Origin of the sequence: Cellulomonas composti (assembly GCF_007990245.1) — a bacterium.
GTDB lineage: Bacteria > Actinomycetota > Actinomycetes > Actinomycetales > Cellulomonadaceae > Cellulomonas > Cellulomonas composti.
In genome coordinates this window covers 92187-112287 of record NZ_BJWG01000007.1, presented here as the reverse complement: position 1 = coordinate 112287, position 20101 = coordinate 92187, and the positions used below count along the sequence as shown (strand labels likewise).

The 20101-nt window shown below is 74.4% G+C and carries 14 protein-coding genes; 10 read left to right on the top strand and 4 right to left on the bottom strand.

The window, feature by feature from the left end; translation table 11 throughout:
- Window positions 1-7 precede the first annotated feature (7 nt).
- From CCO02nite_RS09140 to CCO02nite_RS09130, 3 genes are read left to right on the top strand one after another with little or no spacing between them, the layout of a single operon-like run.
- The gene (locus CCO02nite_RS09140) at window positions 8-865 is read left to right on the top strand and encodes an ABC transporter permease (protein ID WP_146842819.1); all 858 of its coding nucleotides are present in this window, start codon (window positions 8-10) and stop codon (window positions 863-865) included.
- Window positions 843-2294, top strand: coding sequence for an ABC transporter ATP-binding protein (locus CCO02nite_RS16085; RefSeq protein WP_246117453.1), 1452 nt, complete (start codon window positions 843-845; stop codon window positions 2292-2294). Before CCO02nite_RS09140 ends, CCO02nite_RS16085 begins: the two co-directional genes overlap by 23 nt.
- Window positions 2295-2330: 36 nt before the next feature.
- Entirely contained in the window at window positions 2331-3395 is a 1065-nt protein-coding gene (locus CCO02nite_RS09130) for a glycosyltransferase (RefSeq protein ID WP_146842818.1), read from the top strand.
- Here CCO02nite_RS09130 and CCO02nite_RS09125 read toward each other — a convergent pair.
- Together CCO02nite_RS09125 and CCO02nite_RS09120 are read right to left on the bottom strand one after the other, a co-directional pair.
- Window positions 3388-3771 carry a hypothetical protein gene (locus CCO02nite_RS09125; protein ID WP_146842817.1) on the bottom strand — a complete coding sequence of 128 codons (384 nt, stop codon included), beginning with the start codon at window positions 3769-3771 and terminating at the stop codon, window positions 3388-3390. The two genes, CCO02nite_RS09130 and CCO02nite_RS09125, sit on opposite strands and share 8 nt — an antisense overlap.
- A complete protein-coding gene (locus CCO02nite_RS09120) occupies window positions 3768-5081 on the bottom strand; it encodes a glycosyltransferase (RefSeq protein WP_222593176.1) in 1314 nt (437 codons plus the stop codon). The genes CCO02nite_RS09125 and CCO02nite_RS09120 overlap by 4 nt, the downstream gene beginning before the upstream one ends.
- A gap of 183 nt (window positions 5082-5264) precedes the next feature.
- Between CCO02nite_RS09120 and CCO02nite_RS09115 the strand changes: the two genes are divergently transcribed.
- The gene (locus tag CCO02nite_RS09115; protein WP_146842816.1) at window positions 5265-6476 is read left to right on the top strand and encodes a glycosyltransferase family protein; all 1212 of its coding nucleotides are present in this window, start codon (window positions 5265-5267) and stop codon (window positions 6474-6476) included.
- An 86-nt stretch (window positions 6477-6562) separates the two neighbouring features.
- Here CCO02nite_RS09115 and CCO02nite_RS09110 read toward each other — a convergent pair whose 3' ends face one another.
- Window positions 6563-8347, bottom strand: coding sequence for a glycosyltransferase family 4 protein (locus tag CCO02nite_RS09110; RefSeq protein ID WP_146842815.1), 1785 nt, complete (start codon window positions 8345-8347; stop codon window positions 6563-6565).
- 2 nt (window positions 8348-8349) lie between these two features.
- Window positions 8350-9642 (bottom strand): nucleotide sugar dehydrogenase, encoded by a 1293-nt coding sequence (locus CCO02nite_RS09105; RefSeq protein WP_146842814.1) that lies wholly within the window; start codon window positions 9640-9642, stop codon window positions 8350-8352.
- 189 nt (window positions 9643-9831) lie between these two features.
- Here CCO02nite_RS09105 and CCO02nite_RS09100 point away from each other — a divergent pair, with 189 nt between their 5' ends.
- From CCO02nite_RS09100 to CCO02nite_RS09070, 6 genes are all read left to right on the top strand, one after another.
- Window positions 9832-11145 carry a glycosyltransferase gene (locus CCO02nite_RS09100; RefSeq protein WP_146842813.1) on the top strand — a complete coding sequence of 438 codons (1314 nt, stop codon included), beginning with the start codon at window positions 9832-9834 and terminating at the stop codon, window positions 11143-11145.
- Entirely contained in the window at window positions 11138-12901 is a 1764-nt protein-coding gene (locus CCO02nite_RS09095) for a glycosyltransferase (RefSeq protein ID WP_146842812.1), read from the top strand. The genes CCO02nite_RS09100 and CCO02nite_RS09095 overlap by 8 nt, the downstream gene beginning before the upstream one ends.
- 129 nt (window positions 12902-13030) lie before the next feature.
- Entirely contained in the window at window positions 13031-15484 is a 2454-nt protein-coding gene (locus tag CCO02nite_RS09085; protein ID WP_186812647.1) for a cell wall-binding repeat-containing protein, read from the top strand.
- Complete coding sequence (locus CCO02nite_RS09080; RefSeq protein WP_146842810.1) at window positions 15481-17715, top strand: SpoIID/LytB domain-containing protein; 2235 nt, start codon at window positions 15481-15483, stop codon at window positions 17713-17715. The genes CCO02nite_RS09085 and CCO02nite_RS09080 overlap by 4 nt, the downstream gene beginning before the upstream one ends.
- Window positions 17712-18788: a non-hydrolyzing UDP-N-acetylglucosamine 2-epimerase gene (gene wecB, locus CCO02nite_RS09075; RefSeq protein ID WP_146842809.1), complete on the top strand. Its 1077-nt coding sequence runs from the start codon at window positions 17712-17714 to the stop codon at window positions 18786-18788. The genes CCO02nite_RS09080 and wecB overlap by 4 nt, the downstream gene beginning before the upstream one ends.
- Window positions 18785-20026, top strand: a complete 1242-nt coding sequence (locus tag CCO02nite_RS09070; protein WP_146842808.1) for a SpoIID/LytB domain-containing protein — start codon at window positions 18785-18787, stop codon at window positions 20024-20026. Before wecB ends, CCO02nite_RS09070 begins: the two co-directional genes overlap by 4 nt.
- Window positions 20027-20101: the final 75 nt, after the last annotated feature.

Below are 20101 nucleotides of genomic sequence, written 5' to 3'. Positions count from 1 at the left end.
CACCACCATGGCGACCAAGGACGCGGTGCTCGACCCCGACGCCGTCCTGCACGTCTACGAACCGCACCGCGCGGGGCTGCCGAAGTTCGGCCCCTACTTCGCGGAGCTGCGCCAGCGCATGCCCTTTGCTGCCGAGTTCTCGAAGGCGGGCATCCGTGCCGCGCACTCGCAGACCGTGTTCGGCCAGCTCTGGCTCGTGCTGAACCCGCTGCTCATGGCGCTCGTCTACTACATCCTCGTGGTGATCCTGCGTGGCAAGGGTGGCATCGACTACCTCGCGCACATCGTGTGCGGGCTCTTCGCCTTCCAGCTCATCTCGGCCGCGCTCGGACAGGGCGCCAGCTCCGTCACGGGCGGTGGCCGGCTGATCCTCAACATGGCGTTCCCGCGACTGCTCATGCCGATGGCCGCCGTGCGCACCGCGTTCTTCCGGTTCGTGCCGACCGTCCCGGTGTTCCTCGTCATCAAGGCCTTCTCCAACGAGCGCTGGGGCTGGGAGATGCTCCTGTCGATCGTCTTCCTGGGCCTGCTGACGTTGTTCAGCATCGGGCTCGCGGCGTTGATGGCGACCCTGCAGGTGTACTTCCGGGACACGTCGAGCTTCCTGCCGTTCTTCACGCGCATCTGGCTCTACATGTCGCCCGTGCTGTGGCTGATCGACGACGCGCCTGCGCGTTTCGAGAAGCTGATGCTCATCGGGAACCCGCTGTTCTCCCTCATCGGAGGCTGGACGGACCTCGCGCTGCGATCGGAGATCCCGCCGCCCTCCGTGTGGCTCGCAGCGGTGGTCTGGTCCGTGATCGCCGCCGTCGGTGGGTCGTTGTTCTTCATGTCGAGGGAGCGTGAGTTCGCTGTCCGCATCTGATCTCGGTGCGCGGGTGCCGTCCGCCGCACGCCCGGAGCCGGCGGCCCCGTCCGACCCGGTGACGCCGGCGGATGCCGACGCCACCACCAGCGACGCCAGCACGACCGGCACCACCACGAGTGACGCCACGGTCGCCGACGCCACGGCCGCCGACAGCACGGCCGCCGACAGCACGGTCGCCGACGACGCGGCTGGGGTCACCACGAACGAGGCCGGTGCAGCCGAGGACGCTCCTCACGAGGCCGCTTCTGACGAGGCCGCCTCGGACGACGCCGCTTCTGACGAGGCCGGGTCTGACGCCGGGTCTGGTGATGCCGGTGCCGACGCCCCGACCGGTGCCGGCAGGACCGGTGCCGCACGTCGTGGCGGTGCGAAGCAGGGCGGCGCCGGGCAAGGTGGTGGTGCCAGGCAGGGCGGTGGTGCCAGGCAGGGCGGTGGTGCCAAGCAGGGCGGTGGTGCCAAGCAGGGTGGCGGCGCCAAGCAGGGCGGTGGCGCCAAGCAGGGCGGTGGCGCCAAGCAGGGTGGCGGTGCCAAGCAGGGTGGTGGTGCGAAGGCCGGTGCCGGCAAGCAGGGCGCCGCCGAGCCGAGTGCACCGGTGGCCGCGACCGAGCAGATCTCGGAACAGCGCGCCGCGGTGCGTGCGCGCCGGATCGAGCACGAGCTGCCCCCGGCGGTGAGCGTGCAGAACCTGTCGATCACGTACCGCACGACGTTCGAGAAGGTCCCGACCTTCAAGAGCGCGATCGTCCGGCTCGGCCGCGGCGAGCGTGCGGTGCGCGAGGTCGAGGCCATCAAGGAGATGTCGTTCGACGTGCCGGTCGGCACGGCGCTCGGCATCATCGGGGCCAACGGCGCGGGCAAGTCGACGCTCATGCGCTCGCTCGCGGGTGTGCTGCCTCCCACCGCGGGCCGGATCGAGGTCCGCGGCCGGATCAGCTCGCTGCTGTCGCTCGGTGTGGGCTTCAACGCGGCGCTGTCGGGCCGCGAGAACGTGATCCTCGGCGGTCTCGCGCAGGGTCTGACCCGCGCGGAGGTCGAGGCACGCGCGGACGAGATCGCGGAGTTCGCGGAGCTCGGCGAGTTCATGGACCTACCGCTGCGGACGTACTCGTCAGGTATGGGCCAGCGCCTGGCGTTCGCGGTCTCGGTGCACATGGAGCCGGACATCCTGCTCATCGACGAGGCGCTGTCCGCCGGTGACGCGAAGTTCAAGAACAAGGCCGCCAAGAAGATGGCGGAGCTGATGTCGTCGGCTCGCGCGATGTTCCTCGTGAGCCACTCGCTCGCCTCGATCATGGAACTGTGCAACGACGCGATCTGGATCCACGAGGGCCGCCTGATGATGCGTGGCTCGCCCGAGGAATGCGGTGCGGCGTACACGAAGTTCCTGCAGGTCGGGGCAAACGCCTTCACGCTCGAAGACCTCTGACGAGTGGGTGCTGCGCCGAGGCCACAGGTGAGCGTCGTGACCTCCGGTCACGACGTGGCCGACGCGCGCCTGCACCGTGAGGTCGCGGCGCTGCACCGCCGTGGCCTGACCGTCGAGGTCCTGGGGCTGGGTGTGGCCTCGTCGGGTCCGCCCGAGGCGACGAACCGCACGTGGCGACGCGGAGGCGGCGCGCGGCGCGCCTGGCACGCGGTGACGCTCCCTCTGCACGCGCGCGGGCAGGTCGTCGTCGCGCTCGACCCCGACTCGGCCGCGGGTGCCCGGGTCGCCCGGCGGCTGCGTCGGATCGTCGGACGCCGCTCGGCGCTGGTGGCCGACGTCCACGAGGACTACGACCTGCTGCTGAAGGACCGCACGTGGGCGTCCGGGCTGCGGGGCGCGATCGCCGCACTCTGGGCGCGGCTCGGCATCCGTGCGGCCCGTGCCGCGGACCTGCTTGTCGTCGCCGACGAGCACCTGATGCGGGACGAGCCGCATCGGCTCGTCGTGCGCAACCTCGCGGACCTGACGATGCTCCCGCGACCGGGCGAGCGGGACCCGTCGCCGCGGGCGCTGTACATCGGTGACCTGCGGCGCAGTCGCGGGCTGTTCGCGATGCTGGACGCGGTCGAGGCCGCGCCCGGGTGGGCGCTCGACCTCGTCGGGCCGCTGGCTCCCGAGGATCGCGACGCGTTCCTGGCCCGGATCGCCTCGCCGTTGCTCGCGGACGCGGTGCACTGGCACGGGCGACAGCCGCCGCGGGAGTCGTGGACCCACGCGACCGGCGCGTGGGTGGGGCTGCTCCTGCTCGATGCGACGCCCGCGTTCCGCGACGCGATCCCGAGCAAGCTGTACGAGTACCTGGCCTGCGGCCTCGCGGTCGTCTCGACCGGCCTGCCGCGCAGTGCCGAGGTGCTCGCGTCGACCGGTGCGGGCGCGGTCGTCACCGACGCACGCGGCGCCGCGGACTGCCTGTCGCGGTGGCTCGCGGACCCTGCCGAGCTCGACCGGGTGCGCGCCGCGGCACGCGCGGCGGGCGAGGTCTACGTGACGGGCGACGACCTGACGGCCTTCGCGGACGCGGTCGCCGCGTTGCTCACCTGAGCGATCGCACGCCGGCGGGGACGCCGTTGACGAGCGCCGCGGACGTCCAGCCACGCGTCGCCCACACCGCCCGCACCGCGGGTCGGTCCGCGGCCACGACGACGCGCGCCGCGACGGCCAGCGCGCGACCGTCGGCGTCCCACCGACGCGCGGCACGCGCTCCGGACCGGACGACGTTCACGGCCCGGACCACGCGCGGCGGTCGGGCCTGCGGATCGATGCCCGTGGGTCGCAGGTCGACGACGCGGACGTCTCCGCCTGCGGCCGTCAGCGTCGCGACGAAAGCGTCGACGGCATCGTCCGTGGTGGTCGACGCCGCGACGACGAGCGCGACGAGCGTCCCTGTGGTCCCCGTGGGCTGCGCCGCGCGGCTCATCGGGCGACCTGCTCGGTGAGGGCCTCGACGCGCGGGGCGAGCTGCCGGTCGCGGCGCAGGCTCGTCGCGAGCACGGCGAGCCGTTCGGTCGCGTCGGGCGAGACGTCGCGCGCGAGCGTCGCACCCTCGCCGAGTGCGCGGGCGACCTCGTCGGGCGTGACCGCGGCGACGCGCGCGACCAGCGGGTGCTCGGCGAGGACCGCGGTGGTCGCGTTCGCGGGGTCGTGCACCGCGACGACGGGACGTCCGGCGGCGACGTACTCGTACACCTTGCCGCTCGTGACGTACCGGCCGCTACCCAGGGCGAGGACGAGCACGTCGGCGGCGGCGTAGAACGCGCTGACCTCGGCCTTCGCGACCGGACCCGCGTAACGCACGCCGGAGCCCGCCGCATCGGCGAGGGCCTCCGCGAGCCGGCCCTGCGGCACCGCGAAGTAGCCGAGGTGGCCGCCGAGCGTGAGGGTCGAGCCCGCGGGGACGAGCCCGCGCTCGAGCGCGAGCTGCCAGCCCGCGAGCAGCTCGTCGAGCGGCACCTTGGGCGTGACCGTGCCGAGGTAGGCGAACCGCAGCCCCGGACCCTCGTGCGGCGTGCGCGGGACGGGCAGCGTCAGCAGGTCCGGGTCCCAGCCGTTCTCGACGACGTGCATGCGCGCGGCGGCGGACGGGTACTGCTCGGCATGCCAGGCGCGCAACGGCTCGTTGACGAACCAGACCTCGTGCGCCGCGGCGACGAGCCGCGACTCCCACCGCCCGACGCGCGAGCGCGGAACCGCCGTGACGGCACCGGTGAAGACGTCGAGGCGCCACGCGTCGCGGTAGTCCATGACGAACGGCACGCCCGACGAGCGGTGCAGCGCGTGCGCGGCTGCGAACGTGACGTGCGGGTTCGCGGTTGCGACCGTGAGGTCGACCGGGTGGCGCTCGTGCACCGCCTGCGCCGCCGCGGTCAGCGGCCGCCGCCACGGTCCGTAGGACGGTTCGGGGAAGCTCACGGTGTCCCGACGACGACGCAGGCGGCTCCACACCGGCGGGAGCGTCGCGCGCAGGCGGGAGTAGCGCCGGATGTCGGTCTCCTGTGCCGGCCACTCGAACGGGATCCGCACGACCTCGACGCCGGGCGCGACCCGGTCCTCGAGCGACGGGTCCGCACCTGTGAACCGCTCGAAGGTCTCGCGCTGCGCGGTCACGACCGTGACGTCCCAGCCGGCGGACGCGAACGCGTTGACGGTTGCGAGCGCTCGGTAGACGCCGCCCGCACGTGAGGGCGGGAAGCCCCACGCGAGGTAGAGCAGGTGGGGGGGCGTCGTCATCGTTCCTCGTCGCTCGGGGGTCGTTCGGGGTCGTTCGAGGGGTCGTTCGGGGTGAGTCGTGCGGGCGCGCACCCGAGGGTACCGACTGTCGCCGCCCGACCCCGCCCGACCCTGCGGACGTGTGAGGATGGGCGCGCGCGCGAGGTGCGGGCGGACCGGGGGTGGGACGTGGGAGCGGCGTCGATGCTGCGTGCTGCGGGCGGGGCCGTCACCTCGCGTCGACACCGGCTGCCCGCGGCGCTCGACAACGCGATCGAGCGGTTGAAGTGGGCGCGCACGCCGTGGACGGCCGACCCGGCGACCCTGCCGCCCGTGGTCTCGCGGCGCACCGGCCGACCCGCGCGCGTCCTGGTGGCCCCCGCCAACTTCGCCGGGCAGGGCCACGCCTGGGTCGAGGCGCTCGAGCGGGCGGGCGTGCCCGCGGTGTCCTGGGCGTTCACGGCCGACGACCGGTTCGGCTTCGGCGCCGACCACGTCCTGCGGCTCGCGGACGCGCACCGCGCCTCGCGCGCCTACCAGCGCCGGGTGTTCGACCTCGTCGCGTCGAACGTCGAGGCGGTCGTCATCGAGGCGGGCCGGCCCCTGTTCGGCCGGCTGCACGGCTTCGACCCGGTCGCCGAGGCGCGTGCGCTGGCGGAGCGCGGCGTGCGCGTCGCACTGCTGTGGCACGGCACGGACGTGCGCGTTCCGAGCGCGCACGCCGCGACTCATCCGGCCTCGCCGTTCAGCCCGCCGACGGCGCGCACGCGTGCGCTCGAGTCCGTCGCGCTGCGCAACCGTCGCCGCGCGCGAGGCTTCACCGGGCCGGTGCTGGTCTCGACGCCGGACCTGCTGCCCGGCTGGCCGGGCGCGCGCTGGTGCCCCGTCGTCGTCGACGCCGCTCGCTGGGCGTGCGACGACCCGCCGCTGGTGCGCGCCGTACCCGTCGTGGTGCATGCGCCGAGCAACGGCGGGCTCAAGGGCACCGACCTGGTGACCGCGGCGCTCGAGCCGCTCGCGGCCGCGGCCGTCGTCGAGTACCGCGTCGTCAGCGGCGTCCCGTCCGACGAGGTCCGCGCGCTGTACCGCGACGCCGACGTCGTCCTCGACCAGTTCCGGCTCGGCATCTACGGCGTGGCAGCGTGCGAGGCGATGGCCGCGGGCCGGCTCGTCGTGAGCAACGTCGATGCGCAGGTGCGCGACGCGGTGCGGGCCGCCGCGGGCGTCGACCTGCCCGTGCTCGAGGCGTCGGGCGCGGACCTCGCGGCGGTTCTGCGCGGCGTGCTCGACGACCGTGACCGGGCGCGCGCGCTCGCGGGCTCCGGTCCCGCTCTCGTCGCGGCCCTGCACGACGGCCGCCGGTCCGCCGCAGTCCTGGCCGATGCGCTGGGCCTGGGGCTGGAACCGATCGACTGACGCCCGTCCGACGAGCCCGCCCGACGAGGGCGCACGGCTCAGTGGCGGTCTGGCTCAGTGACGGTCGAGCTCAGTAACGGTCGAGGTCAGTGACGGACGAGCTCGGCGGGCTGCCCGAGGCGCGCACCCAGTGCGCTCACCAACGCGGCGGCGAGCGCGTCGGAGGCTGTGCGCGTCGCCGGGTCGTCGGCCGGGTCCGCCACGGGCACGACGACCGTCACGTCGGCGAGTGCCGGCGCCAGGCGGGCCGCCAGCGTCTCGGCGCCAGCGAGCACCCCGGCGCATCGGGACTCGACGAGCCCGCGTTCACCGGCCACGGCGCCGCTCGTCGCGCGCGACCGCAGGCGTCGGCCCGCAGCCGACGCCGCCCGTCCGACCTTGCCGGGCAGGGCGCTCGCGGCCCGGTCCGCCCAGCGGGCGCCGAGCGGGTCGGCCGGTGCGGGGGGAGCGGCGGCGCCCCACGCGGTCTCGAGCAGTGCGCCGGCCTCGAGCCGCGCGTCGCTCGCGAGCGCGGCGGCCGGTCCGGCCGTGAGGTGCAGCACCGTGCCGCCGGCGCGCAGCAGCGCGTCGTGGCGGGCCGCGAGCGCGGCTGACGCGGCGGGGCCCAGCGCGACCGTGAGCACCCCGGGCCGGCCCGGGTCGGGCGCGTCGAGCGGGTCGCCGTCGAGCACGCGCCGGATGCGCGCACCGAACGCGGCCGCACCGTAGCGGGTGACGAGCTCCGCGCGCGCGGCCTCGTCGGCACGGTCGGCCTCGTCGGTCCCTTCGTCGCTGTCGACCCCGTCGTCCAGGCCGGGTCCTCGCGTGTCGTCGGACGCGAGGGAGGTGATCGCCGCCACGACGTGCGCGGGGGAGGGCCGTACCGGGACGAGGGCCGCGACGCCGCGCGCGACCGCGTCGGCGAGCGTGGTCTGCGGGCCGCCGCACGCCGTCGCCACGACGGGCAGCCCGGCGAGCAGCGCCTCGAGCGGCGCGAGGCCGAACGTCTCGCGGTCGGAGAGCTGGACGGCCACGTCCCGCTCGCGCAGCAGCGCCGGCACCTGGTCCGGCGCTACCGCGCCGCACAGCTCGACCCGGTCCGCGACGCCGAGCGTGCGGGCCTGCTCCTCGAGGTCGGCGCGAGCGGGTCCGTCGCCGACGACGAGCAGCGTCGAGCCGGGGCTCGCGGCGAGCGCGGACAGCACGTGCTCCTGGCCCTTGCCCGGCACGAGGTTGCCGACCGTGACCCACGCGGTGAGCGGGCCGTGCGGGCGCGGGCGCGGCGTGAACCTGGTGTCGTCGAGCGGGTTGCCCACCGCGACGACCCGGTCCGCGACCGCGGGCACGCTCGTGCGCAGCAGACGCGCCTCGGCCTCGCCGACCATGAGCACCGCGGACGCGCGGGCCGCCGCGACGGCGTAGAGCGCGCGCGCGTCCTCGCGGGCCAGGATCGTCGGCAGGTAGGACGCGTGCTCGGTGAGCACGAACCGCGCGCCGGGCGGCACGGTGACGGCCGCGGCGTAACCGGCGGGCATGGCGACGTGCGCATGGACCACCGAGGCGGCGGTGACCAGCCCGCGGTGCGCTGCGAGGTAGCCCCGCAGCGCCGCGGCGAACGCCTGCGCGGTCAGCGCGCGCGACGTCGACGGCGCGACGGGCACCGGGATGCGCACGAGGCGACCCTCGGGCCGGTCCTCCTCGGTCGGGGCCGTCGGCTCGTCGGGGCCGTCGAACTCGTCGGGGTCGACCGCGTCGAGGTGCAGCACGAGCGCGGGCCGGCCGATCGCCCGCGTCCACTCGCGCACGAAGACGCCGTGGTGCGGGCGCTGCGTCGTCGGGTACCAGGGCGTGACGACGACGTAGGGCGCACCCTCCTGCGGCGCGTCGGGCACGCTCAGGCCTTCCCGAGCACGATCCTCGTCGCGCCGCCCCAGTCGGGAGCCGTGACGTCGCGGCCGTCGACGACCACGCGCACGCCCGGCACCTGCGCCGCACCCCAGGTGCGGTAGTCCGCGTGGTCGGCCTGCACGACGACGACGTCGGCGCTCTCGCCCGCGTGGAACGGGGTCCAGCCGAAGCGCTCGAGCTCGTCGTCGGTGTACATCGGGTCGTGCACCAGGACGTCGGCGCCGGCCGCACGGGCCGCCTCCACGGTCGCGAAGACCCCCGAGAACGCGGTCTCCTTCACGCCGCCGCGGTAGGACGCCCCCAGCACGACGAGCCGCAGGCCCTCGAGCGAGCCGCCCGCCGCGACGCGCGCCAGGTCGATCGCGTGCGCGGGCATGCCCATGTTCGCCTCGCGGGCCGCGCGCACGATCGTCGCGTCCGGGTCGTTGAACAGGTAGAGCCGCGGGTAGACCGGGATGCAGTGCCCGCCGACGGCGATGCCCGGGCGGTGGATGTGCGAGTACGGCTGCGAGTTGGAGGCGTCGATCACGGCGTGCACGTCGATGCCGTTCTTCTCGGCGAACCGGCCGAACTGGTTGGCCAGGCCGATGTTGACGTCGCGGTAGGTGGTCTCCGCGAGCTTGGCGAGCTCCGAGGCCTCGGCCGAGCCCAGGTCCCACACGCCGTTGGGGCGCGGCAGGTCGGGACGCTCGTCGAAGTCGAGCACGTCCTCGTAGAACGCGATCGCGGCCGCGGCGCCCGCCTCGCTGAGCCCGCCGACGAGCTTGGGGTACTTGCGCAGGTCCGCGAACACGCGGCCCGTCAGGACGCGCTCGGGTGAGAACACGAGGTGGAAGTCGGTGCCCTCGGTCAGCCCCGAGACCTCCTCGAGCAGCGGCTTCCACCGGGTGCGCGTCGTACCGACGGGCAGCGTCGTCTCGTACGAGACGAGCGTGCCCGGTGTGAGGTGCGCGGCCAGGGACCGCGTCGCGGCGTCCATCCAGCCGAAGTCCGGCTGCCACGTCTCGTCGTTGACGAACAGCGGCACGACGAGCACGACGGCGTCGGCGCCGGGGATCGCGTCGGCGTAGTCGGTGGTGGCGCGCAGCCGGCCGGCGGGGACGAGCTCGGCGAGCTTCTCGGCCAGGTGCGCCTCGCCCGGGAAGGGCTCGGTGCCCGCGTTGACGAGGTCGACGACCGTGGGGTTGACGTCGACCCCGACGACGTCGTGCCCCTTCGAGGCGAACTGGACGGCCAACGGGAGGCCGATCTTTCCGAGCGCGACGACAGCGATCTTCACAGCATCCTCAAGGGGTGAAAAGGGGCAGCCCGGACGGGCGCTCCTATACTAACGACGGCATCGGGCCGCTCTCGGCGACCGGTGCACGGCCCCGTCCGGAGACGGGTGCGCCGCTGTCCGCGCCCCTCGGGGCGCTCGATCCCCGAGCAGACCGACGGTCGCCGTGCGCCGTCCCAGGAGGTCCGTCAGGTGTCCGAACGACGACCGCACGTCGTCCTCGTCGCGCTGTTCTACCCGCCCTCGCGTGCGAGCGGCGTGTACCGGGCTCTCGCGATGGCCAACCACTTCGCCGCGAACGGCTGGGACACGACCGTCGTCACGGTCACGGAGGACTTCTACGACCGGGTGGTCGGGTCGCGCGACGACAGCCTGCTCGCGACGATCGACCCGCGCATCGACGTCGTGCGGGTGCCGATGCCGATGTCGCACCTCGACCCCGACCTGCGGCACCGCTCGCGGCTCGCGACCGACCTGCCGTTCGTGCACCGGGCGCTGACGATCGCCGGGCAGAGGTTCGTGTTCCCCGAGCAGTACGCGTCATGGATCAGGCCCGTCGTGTCGGCGATCGGCGGCGTGCACAAGCGTCGACCCGTCGACGTCGTCGTCGCGACCGGCAACCCGTGGAGCTCGTTCGCCGCGGCGTACGGGGCTCGCGTGCGCCACCGGATCCCGTACGTGCTCGACTACCGCGACTCGTGGACCCTCGACCTGTTCACCGAGGGCGACGCGTTCCCTCCCGGTCACCTCGCGCGGCGCTGGGAGGCTCGTCTGGTCGCCGGGGCCTCGCGCCTCACGTTCGTCAACGAGGCGCTGCGCGAGTGGCACGCGCAGCGCTACCCGGCCGCGGCCGAGCGGATGCTGGTGCTGCCCAACGGCTACGACGCCGACCTGCTGGGCGAGCCCGCGTTCCGCCCGCCGGCACCGGACCGGCCGCTGCGGTTCGGGTTCGTCGGGACCGTGACCGACCGGCACCCGCACGCCGAGATGTGGGAGGGCTGGCGGATCGCGCGCCAGGACCCCGCGCTCGACGGCGCGACCGCGCACGTCTACGGGCACCTCGGCTTCTTCGCCGCACAGGCCGAACGCATCGCGGGCCTCATGCCGCTCGAGGAGGGCATCGGCGTCAGCTACGACGGCCCGGTCTCGAAGGCGACGATCGGCGACGTGTACGAGGATCTCGACGCGATCCTGCTGATGGCGGCGCCGTCGCGGTACGTGACGTCGGGCAAGGTCTTCGAGTGCATGGCGTCCGGCAAGCCGATCGTCGGGGTGTTCACGCAGACGACCGCGATCGCCGAACCCCTCGACGGCTACCCGCTGTCCTTCCCGGCAGCGACGCTGACGGCCCGCGGCGTCGCCGACGCGCTGCTCGCGGCCGCGCGCGGCGCCCGCACCTCCACGCAGCGTCAGCACGACGACGCGCTCGCGCACGCGCGCACCTACCGGCGCGACACGCTGCTGGAACCGTTCGTCGAGCAGGTCCGCGAGGTGGCCCGTGGTTGAGCGTCCCGTCCCCGACCGGCCCGGCCGGCTCGTCGTCGTCACGCCGTGGTACCCGACGAGCGGGCACCCCTACTGGGGGGTGTTCGTGCGGCGCACCACGCAGGCGCTGCTCGAGCAGTTCCCCGACCCGCTCGTCGTGCACGTCTCGTCGCACCCGCCCGGCACCGCGCCGGCGCCCGCGCGCGAGGTCGTCGACGGCATCGAGGTCCTGCGGGTCCCGTTCGAGACCGAGCCGGCCGCCCCGCGCGACGAGGTCGCCCGGCTGACCCGCGCGGCGCTCGAACCGCACGCCGACGAGCTCGCCGCGGCCACCGCGGTGCACGTGCACGTCGGGCTGCCGACCGGGTGGGCCGTGGTCGACCTCGTCGGCGAACGCGTCCCGGTGCTGGTCACCGAGCACGCGTCGTACGTGAACCGGCTGCTCAGCGAGCCCGCGACGGCCGCGCTGTACGCGCAGACCGTGCGCGGCGCCGCGGCGTTCTCCACCGTGAACGAGGACCTGACACGCGTGCTGCGTGGCCGGTACCCCGACCGGGCGGCGACGATCTCTACCGTGCACAACGTCATCGACGTCGAGCGGCTGACGGAGCGCGAGCACCCGCCGCGTCGCTTCGACCGGTGGCTCTACGTCGGCAACGTGCTCGAGGCCAAGGGTGTGCTGCGGCTCGTGCGCGCGTTCGCGGCCTGGCGGGCCCGTCGTCCGGCTGCCACGTTGACGATCGCGGGCGCGGGCGTGGACCTCGAGCGGATGCGCGCGCTCGCGGACGAGCTCGGGGTGCTGGACGCCGTGACGTTCCTCGGGCGGGTCGACCCCACGCACATCGCCGAGGTCTACCACCGGGCCGACCTGATGGTGCACCTGTCGCGGTCCGAGACGTTCGGCATGGCATCGGCCGAGGCGCTCGCCACGGGGCTTCCGGTCGTCGCGACCGCGACCCGCGGCGGCGTGCGCACGCTCGACGTCGCACAGGACCTGTGGATGTCGTGGCTGGTCGACGTGGGTGAGGACGTCGAGCCGGTCCTGGTGGCGGTCGAGGGGCTCGAGGCGCGGCTGGGCTCGGCCCGCCCGCACCTGGTGCGCGAGGACCTCGCGTTCCGGTTCGGCCCCGCCGCGGTCGGTGCCGACGTCGGACGGCTGCTGCGCGGTGAGCCCGCGCCCGAGCCCGATCCGGACGCGCCGCTCGTCGTCGCGATCGCGCTGCACCGCTCGGCGCTGCGTCGCAGCGCGCGGATCGCGCAGGACGCGGCGCGCCGCGGGGCGCGTGCCGTGCTCGTCGCCGACTCGGCCCTCGAGGCCGACGTGGACGACCGCGTGCGCGTCCTCGAGGTCGGCGACGTCCGCTACGACATGATCACGCACCGGCTCGAGCGCTGGGGCCTGGACGGCATCCCGCGTGTGCTGCTCGCCGTGGCGCGCCCGTTCGCGCGTGCGCTCGGCCGCGAGGCGACGATCGACGCGCTCGGCGAGCGGCAGCGGGCCGCCGGTCTGTGGTGGCGCCGGGCCGTGGGGGAGCGGCTCGTGCACGCGCACGTCGACCCTCTCGTCCTGGGGCGGTACGTGCTGCGCGAGCACGCCGAGGCGATCGCGGACCCGACGGTCGTGGTGTGGGGCGACCCGCGCGGCATCCCGCTCGCCGCCCGGATCGCCCGCGCCTACACGAACGCGCAGGTCATCCCCGCGATGCACCACGACGCGGTCGTCGAGCTGCTGCGCGAGGCGGCGGCCGGACGCGACGAGATCACCCGCGAGGCCTGATCCCGACGTTTCGGACATCGCTCGGCGCGTGCCGCCGCGCTACGTGCATGTGTGACAGGTGTGAATTAGTGTGACGCGGGTTCAGTGCCGCGTTCGCCGTGGCGCGTATCAGCCAGACGGGACAGACCCATGCGCCGACGCACCCTGACCGCCGTCGTGGCGGCACTCGTCACCGCGCTCGTGGCGACCCCAGCTTCGGCGGGGGCGGACGCGGGTGCGGCGGCGGTCCTGGACCCGACGCCGGTCGCGACGAGCGCCTCGGCGACGGTGCCCGTCGCCGCCGACTCGACCTCACGCACCACGTCCCTGCCGCTCGCCGGCATCGACCGCGCGAGCCTGCCCGACCTGTCGCTGCCGGTCGAGGTCGAGCCCTCCGACGGCACGCTCGGCCCGCAGTCGCGTCTCGGCACGCTCGCGGTCCTCACGCCGGCGAGCACGACGGCGGGCTTCGACGTGCTGGGCGTGACCTGGTCCGACCAGCGCGCGGACGTCACGCGCGTCCTGGTGCGCACCCGCGAGGCGGGCACGTGGTCCGACTGGACGCCCGTCGACCTGGACGCCGAGCAGCCGGATGCGGGCACGCCCGAGGCGGCCACCAACCGGCCGGGCACCGAGCCGATGGTCCGCTCCGGGTCGGACGGGCTGCAGGTGCGCGTGGAGACCGCGACGGGTGCGGCGCCCGCCGGCCTGGCAGCGACGCTCGTCGACGTCGGGCTCGAGCAGGCCGCACGTGAGGGCACGACGCTCGTCCCGTCCGAGTCCGGGCTGGCGCCGTCGCGCCTCGCCCCGTCGCTCGTCACGCGTGCGCAGTGGCACGCCGACGAGTCGCTGCGCAAGCCGATCCTGTGGAACTCGACGATCAAGGCGGTCGTCGTCCACCACACGGTGAACTCGAACACCTACTCGCAGGCGCAGGCGCCCGCGCTCGTGCGCGGCATCTACCTGTACCACATCAAGGGTCGCGGCTGGAGCGACGTCGGGTACCACTTCCTCGTCGACCGGTTCGGCACCGTGTACGAGGGCCGCGCGGGCTCGATCGACAAGATCCCGCTCGGCGTGCACTCGGGCGGCTTCAACACCGACACCATCGGCATCGCGATGATCGGCGACTTCACGAGCTACACGCCGCCCGACGCGGCGCTGCGCTCGGTCGCGCAGGTCGCCGCGTGGAAGCTCGCGACGTACGGTCGTGACCCGCTCGGCACCGCGATCCTCACCGCGCGCGAGGGCAGCACGCACCCCATCCGCAAGCCGGGCTGGACGGGCCCGCTGCCGACGATCATGGGCCACCGTGACGCGGGCTCGACGGCCTGCCCCGGTCAGCTGCTGTACAACCGGCTCAACCTGGTTCGCGACTATGCCGCGCAGCAGGTCCAGCGCGCGCAGGCGCGGGTCGCGACGGCCGCCGGCCCGCCCGGGACACCGCTCGTCGCCGAGGTGTACGGCGTCAGGTCGGAGAGCTGGACCGCGACCGTGCGCTCGGTCTGCGACGCGACCGTGGTCCGCACGCTGGCCGGTGCCGGGCGCGGCTGGGCGCCCGTGAGCTGGGACCAGCGGCTCGGTGACGGCACCCAGGCGCCCGCGGGCGTCTACGAGGTGCAGATCACGCACCTCGGCGTGACCGACTCGGTCTTCGTCGAGGCGCTCCCGAAGGGCGGCTCCGGCGGGGAGGCGTGCGGCATCGCGCGCTGGGGTGGCGCCGACCGCTGGGCGACCGCGGCCGCGATCGGCAGGCTCGCCCAGCGCACGTCCGACGAGGTCGTGCTCGTGGCCGGGACGCAGTCCTCGATCGTGGACGGCCTCGTCGCTGCCCCGTTCGCGCGTTGGCGCTCGGCGCCCGTGCTGCTCTCGGAGCAGGATGCGCTGCCGGCCGCGACGGTGGCCGAGATCAAGCGGCGTTCGCCGTCGACCGTCTGGCTCGTCGGCGGGAAGGGTGTGCTCGGCCCGAAGCTCGTCAAGCAGCTGCGCAAGCTCGGGGTCGACGAGGTGCGCCGCATCGCCGGCGCCGACCGGTACGGGACTGCGGCCGCGGTCGCGGCCCGGATGCCCGCGTCGTCGTCGGCCGTCGTCGCCTCGGGGGCGCAGGCGAACCTCGTCGACGCCGCGACCGTCGGCGGTGCGGCGGCGGCGCGGGAGATGCCGATCGTCCTGACCGCTCCTCACAACCTGCCGGCCGTGTCGCGGGACGTCCTGACCAAGCGCGGCGTGCGCGACGTCACGATCGTCGGCGGCACGGGTGCCGTCTCGGACGGGGTGGCCGACGCTCTGCGCTCGAGCCTGGGGGCCGACGTGCGTCGCCTTGCCGGCGACGACCGTTACGGCACCGCGTTGGCCACCGCGAGCGCCTTCGCCGAGAAGGTCGGGACCGCGCGCGTGACCGTTGCGAACGGGGCGGACAGCTCGCTCATCGACTCCGTCACCGCGGGCGCCCTCGGGCGGCTCGCGCTCATCGTGCCGTTCACGGGCGACGCCCGTGTGACGGCGTGGCTGGACAAGAACGCGGTCACGACGGTCGACGTGGTCGGCGGCGCGGGTGTCGTGCCGCCGTCGACGGTCGCCGAGTTCGCCCGAGCCATGCGATGAGGTCTCGCCGTCCCGGCGGGTGGGTCGCACTGCTGACCTCCGCTCTCGTGCTGCTCACGGCCGTACCCGGATCGGCCGTGCCCGGATCGGCCGTGCCCGGATCGGCCGTGCCCGGATCGGCCGTGCCCGGATCGGCCCCAGCCGGCACGGTGTCCGCCGGCACGGTGCAGCCGGCCGGTTCGCCTCCGTCCGAGTTCACGTTCACGGGCTCCGGCTGGGGGCACGGGATGGGGATGTCGCAGTACGGCGCGTACGGGCAGGCCCTCGAGGGGCGGTCGGCCGCGCAGATCCTCGGCCAGTACTACTCCCCGGCCGTGCTGACCACACGCAGCGACGACCCGACGATCCGCGTCCAGGTCCGCTACGGCACGACGAGCGTCACGGTGTACCGCGACTCGACGACCACCTGGAAGGTCGGGACCGGTCCCGACACGTCGATCGACGTGACCGCGGACTCGATCACGTTCACCTACTCCACGGCGACCGGCACCGCGCGGGTCTCGACGACGGTCGGCGGTGCGGCTCCCCGGACCAACCCGAGCACGTGGCCCGAGCTCACCCTGTCCTGGACCGGACGGGTCACGCTCCCCGGCGCCGATGCGGGTTACGGCACCGTGCGCTACACGCGCGGCATGCTCTCGTTCGGGCCGCTGAACGGCGGTGTCAACGTCGTCGACTCGCTGAAGCTGAACAGCGAGTACCTGTACGGGATCGCGGAGATGCCGTCGTCGTGGCCGTCCGCGGCCCTGCAGGCGCAGGCGATCGCGGCCCGCACGTACGCGTACCGCAAGTACCTCGCCGGCGTGCGGTCCTCGATCGGCGCGCACCTGACGGACGAGCCGACCGACCAGAAGTTCACGGGTGCGAACAAGGAGCTCGAGGCGACGTGGGGCGTGCAGTGGGTGGCCGCGGTCGATGCCACGCGTCCGGCGGGTACCGCGCAGGTCCTGACCTACCAGGGGGACATGGCGCAGACGTTCTACTCGTCGTCCACGGGCGGCGCGACCACGAACTCCGAGGACGTCTGGGGCGGCTCGAAGCTGACGTACCTGCGCAGCGCCGACGACCACTGGTCGGTGCTGCCGGCGGTGCACAACCCGCGGGCCTCGTGGACGATCACGAAGTCGCAGGCGCAGGTCAAGGCGCTGTTCCCGGGCCTGGGTGACGTCGCCTACCTGACCGTGACGCAGCGGGCCTCGTCGGGCGCGGCGATGCAGCTCAAGGCGACGTCGTCCACCGGTCAGGAGCGCTACCTGCTCAGCCGTCCGACGACGGACGGTGTGCGCACGACGCTCGGCCTGTACTCGGCCTACGTCTCGGTCTCGGGCCACGCGCTCGCGGCCGTGCAGCGGTACGCGGGTGCCGACCGCTACGGCACGGCGGTCTCGATCAGCGGCGCCGCCTACCCGACGGGCTCCGAGGTCGTGCTCGTCTCCGGGGCGCAGAGCAGCCTCGTCGACGGGCTCGTCGCCGCGCCGTTCGCGCGGCTGCGGTCCGCTCCCGTGCTGCTCGCGTCGCGTGACGGGCTCCCGGCCGCGACGCTCGCCGAGCTGCAGCGCCGGGCGCCCACCAAGGTGTGGCTGATCGGCGGATCTGGGGTGCTCGGCCCGCGGCTCGTCGCCCAGCTGCGCACGCTCGGGGTGAAGGTGCAGCGGCTCGCGGGCGACGACCGGTACGCGACTGCCGCAGCGGTCGCCGCGCAGTTCGGCACCGCGACCGACGTCGTCGTCGCCTCGGGCGCCCAGGCCAACCTCGTCGACGCCGCGGCGGCCGGAGGACCGGCCGCTGCCACCCGCCGCCCGGTCGTGCTCACCCGGCCGGACGCGCTCACGCCGGTCACCGCGAAGACGATCAAGGCGCTCGGCGCGACCCGCGCGCTCGTCGTGGGCGGCGAGGGTGCGGTCGCCGGCGGCGTCGCCGACGCGCTGACCGCCGCCGGGGTGAGCGTGACGCGCGCCGCGGGTGCCGACCGGTACGCCACCGCCGTCGCGGTCGCGGGCCAGTTCGCGACCGCGGTCGGGACAGGTACCGTGGTGGTCGCGTCGGGCCGCGACGCGAACCTCATCGACTCCCTGACGGGAGGCGTGCTGGGACACCTCACGCTGCTGGTCGACGGGGCGCGGCTGCCCGAGGCGACCGCCGGCTGGCTGGCCGGCCACCGGCCCACCCTGCTGCAGGTGGCGGGCGGGACCGGTGCAGTTCCGGACAGCGTGGTGGAGGCAATGCGGTGAAGGTCCTGAGCGTCGTCGGCGCTCGCCCTCAGTTCGTCAAGCTCGCCCCGGTGGCACAGGCCTGCGATGCGGCCGGTGTCGAGCACGTCATCGTGCACACGGGTCAGCACTACGACCCGGGCCTGTCGGACGTGTTCTTCGCCGACCTGCGCATCCCCGCGCCGGACGTGCACCTCGCGGTGGGCTCGGGTTCGCACGGCGAGCAGACGGGCGCGATGCTCGGCCCGCTCGAGGCGGTCATGGAGCAGCACCGCCCCGACTGGGTGCTGGTCTACGGCGACACCAACTCGACGCTCGCGGCCGCGGTCGCCGCGGTGAAGATCCACCTGCCGCTCGCGCACCTCGAGGCAGGGCTGCGCTCGTTCAACCGGCGCATGCCGGAGGAGCACAACCGCGTGCTCACCGACCACGCCGCCGACCTGCTGCTCGCCCCCACGCAGGTCGCGATGGGGCATCTGGCCGACGAGGGCCTCGCGGACCGCTCGGTGCTCGTCGGGGACGTCATGACCGACGTGTGCTTCCGGGTGCGCGACGCGGTCGTCGCGGCGGGCTCCTCGCCGGTCGCGGGCGTCGGGGACGGCCCCTACCTCGTCTCGACCATCCACCGCGCGGAGAACACCGACGACCCGGCCCGCCTGGCCGCGATCGTCCGGGCGCTCGCCGCGCTGCCCGTGCCCGTGCTGCTGCTCGCCCACCCCCGGCTGCGGGCGCGCTGCGAGGCGCAGGGCCTCGAGCTCGCGCAGGGCTCGATCGTCGTCGCCGAACCCCTGCCGTACCCGCAGATGGTCGCCGCGGTGCTCGGATCGGCGGGTGTCGTCACCGACTCGGGCGGGTTGCAGAAGGAGGCGTTCCTGCTCGGTCGGGCGTGCACGACGCTGCGTACCGAGACCGAATGGGTCGAGACGCTCGAGGGCGGCTGGAACGTGCTGCTGCCCGACTCCGCGGACCTCGCGCGGCTGCCCGAGGTCGCACTGCGCGGCCCTGGCGCACTGCCGCAGGCGACGCCGTACGGCTCGGGGGACGCCGCGCGGCGTGTCGTCGAGGTCCTGCTCGCCCGGGAGGGGGCTGCGTGAGGGGTCGCGCGCTGACGGCGGTCCTGGCCGGGGCGTCGCTCGTGGTCGGCGCGCTCGTCGGCGGCGCCGGACCCGCGACGGCCGCGAGCGACAGCCTGACGATCTCGGGGCGCGGCTTCGGGCACGGCGTCGGCCTGTCGCAGTACGGCGCCGACGCGCGCGCGAAGGCCGGCCAGAACGTCTCCACCATCCTCGCGGCCTACTACCCGGGCACCGCATCGGGTACGGTCCCCGACGCGCAGACGTTCGACGTGTGGCTGAAGGGCGACACCGACGCCATGGCGACGGCGGTCGCGGAGACGGGGCTCGCGCTGCGCGGGACCAACCCCGCCAAGGGCCGGTCGAACGCACCGGTGACGCTCCCGGCGAAGGTGAAGGTCGGTTCCGTCTGGGTGGCGCCGACGCAGTGGCGGGTGCTGCGCAAGAGCAGCACGTGGCGGCTGCAGGCGCTCGCGAAGGGGACGTGGGTCGCCTCGACCAAGGCCGCCGCGACGCTGGCCGGCGCGAGCCGGGTCACGTTCGTGCCGGTCGACGGCACGGTCCGCAACGTCGTCGGGTCCATGGCGCGGGAGTATCGCGGGACGCTGTCCGCGAACATCGACGCCGGGGCCGTCACGGTCACGGTCACGACGAACGCGACGAGCTACCTGCGCTCGGTCGTCCCCGCCGAGATGCCGTCGTACTGGCACGCCGAGGCGCTCAAGGCCCAGGCGATCGCCGCGCGGACCTACGCGGTGTACGAGCGTGCGTCGGCGTACCGCCCGTGGTGGTGGGACACGTGCGACACCACGTCGTGCCAGATGTTCCCCGGCGCGGCCGAGTACGACCTGTCGGGTCGTCTGGTGCGCACGTTCGAGGCGACGAGCACGACGAACGCGGTCGCCGCGACCGCGAACCACATCCGGACCTACGCGGGCAAGCCCGCGTTCACGCAGTTCAGCGCGTCGAACGGCGGCTACTCGGTCGCGCGTGAGCAGCCGTACCTGCAGGCGCGGGCCGACCCGTTCGACACGTACTCGTGGACGCGGGTCGTGCCGTTCGCGACGATCCGGGCGGCGTACCCGGCAGTCGGCAGCGTGCGGTCGGTCGTGGTGACGGCGCGCGACGGCCTGGGCTGGTCGGGTGGGCGCGTCACCGGCGTGAAGGTGACCGGCAGCAAGGGATCGGTGACCGACACGGGCGACGGCTTCCGCATCAAGCTCGGCCTGCTGTCGACGCTCTACACGGTCTCGTCGTAGCGCCCTGGAGTCCGGACTCACCCGATCGGGCGACATGCGCCTGCGCGGGTGAAGTGCGGCCCGGTGCGGTCCGTA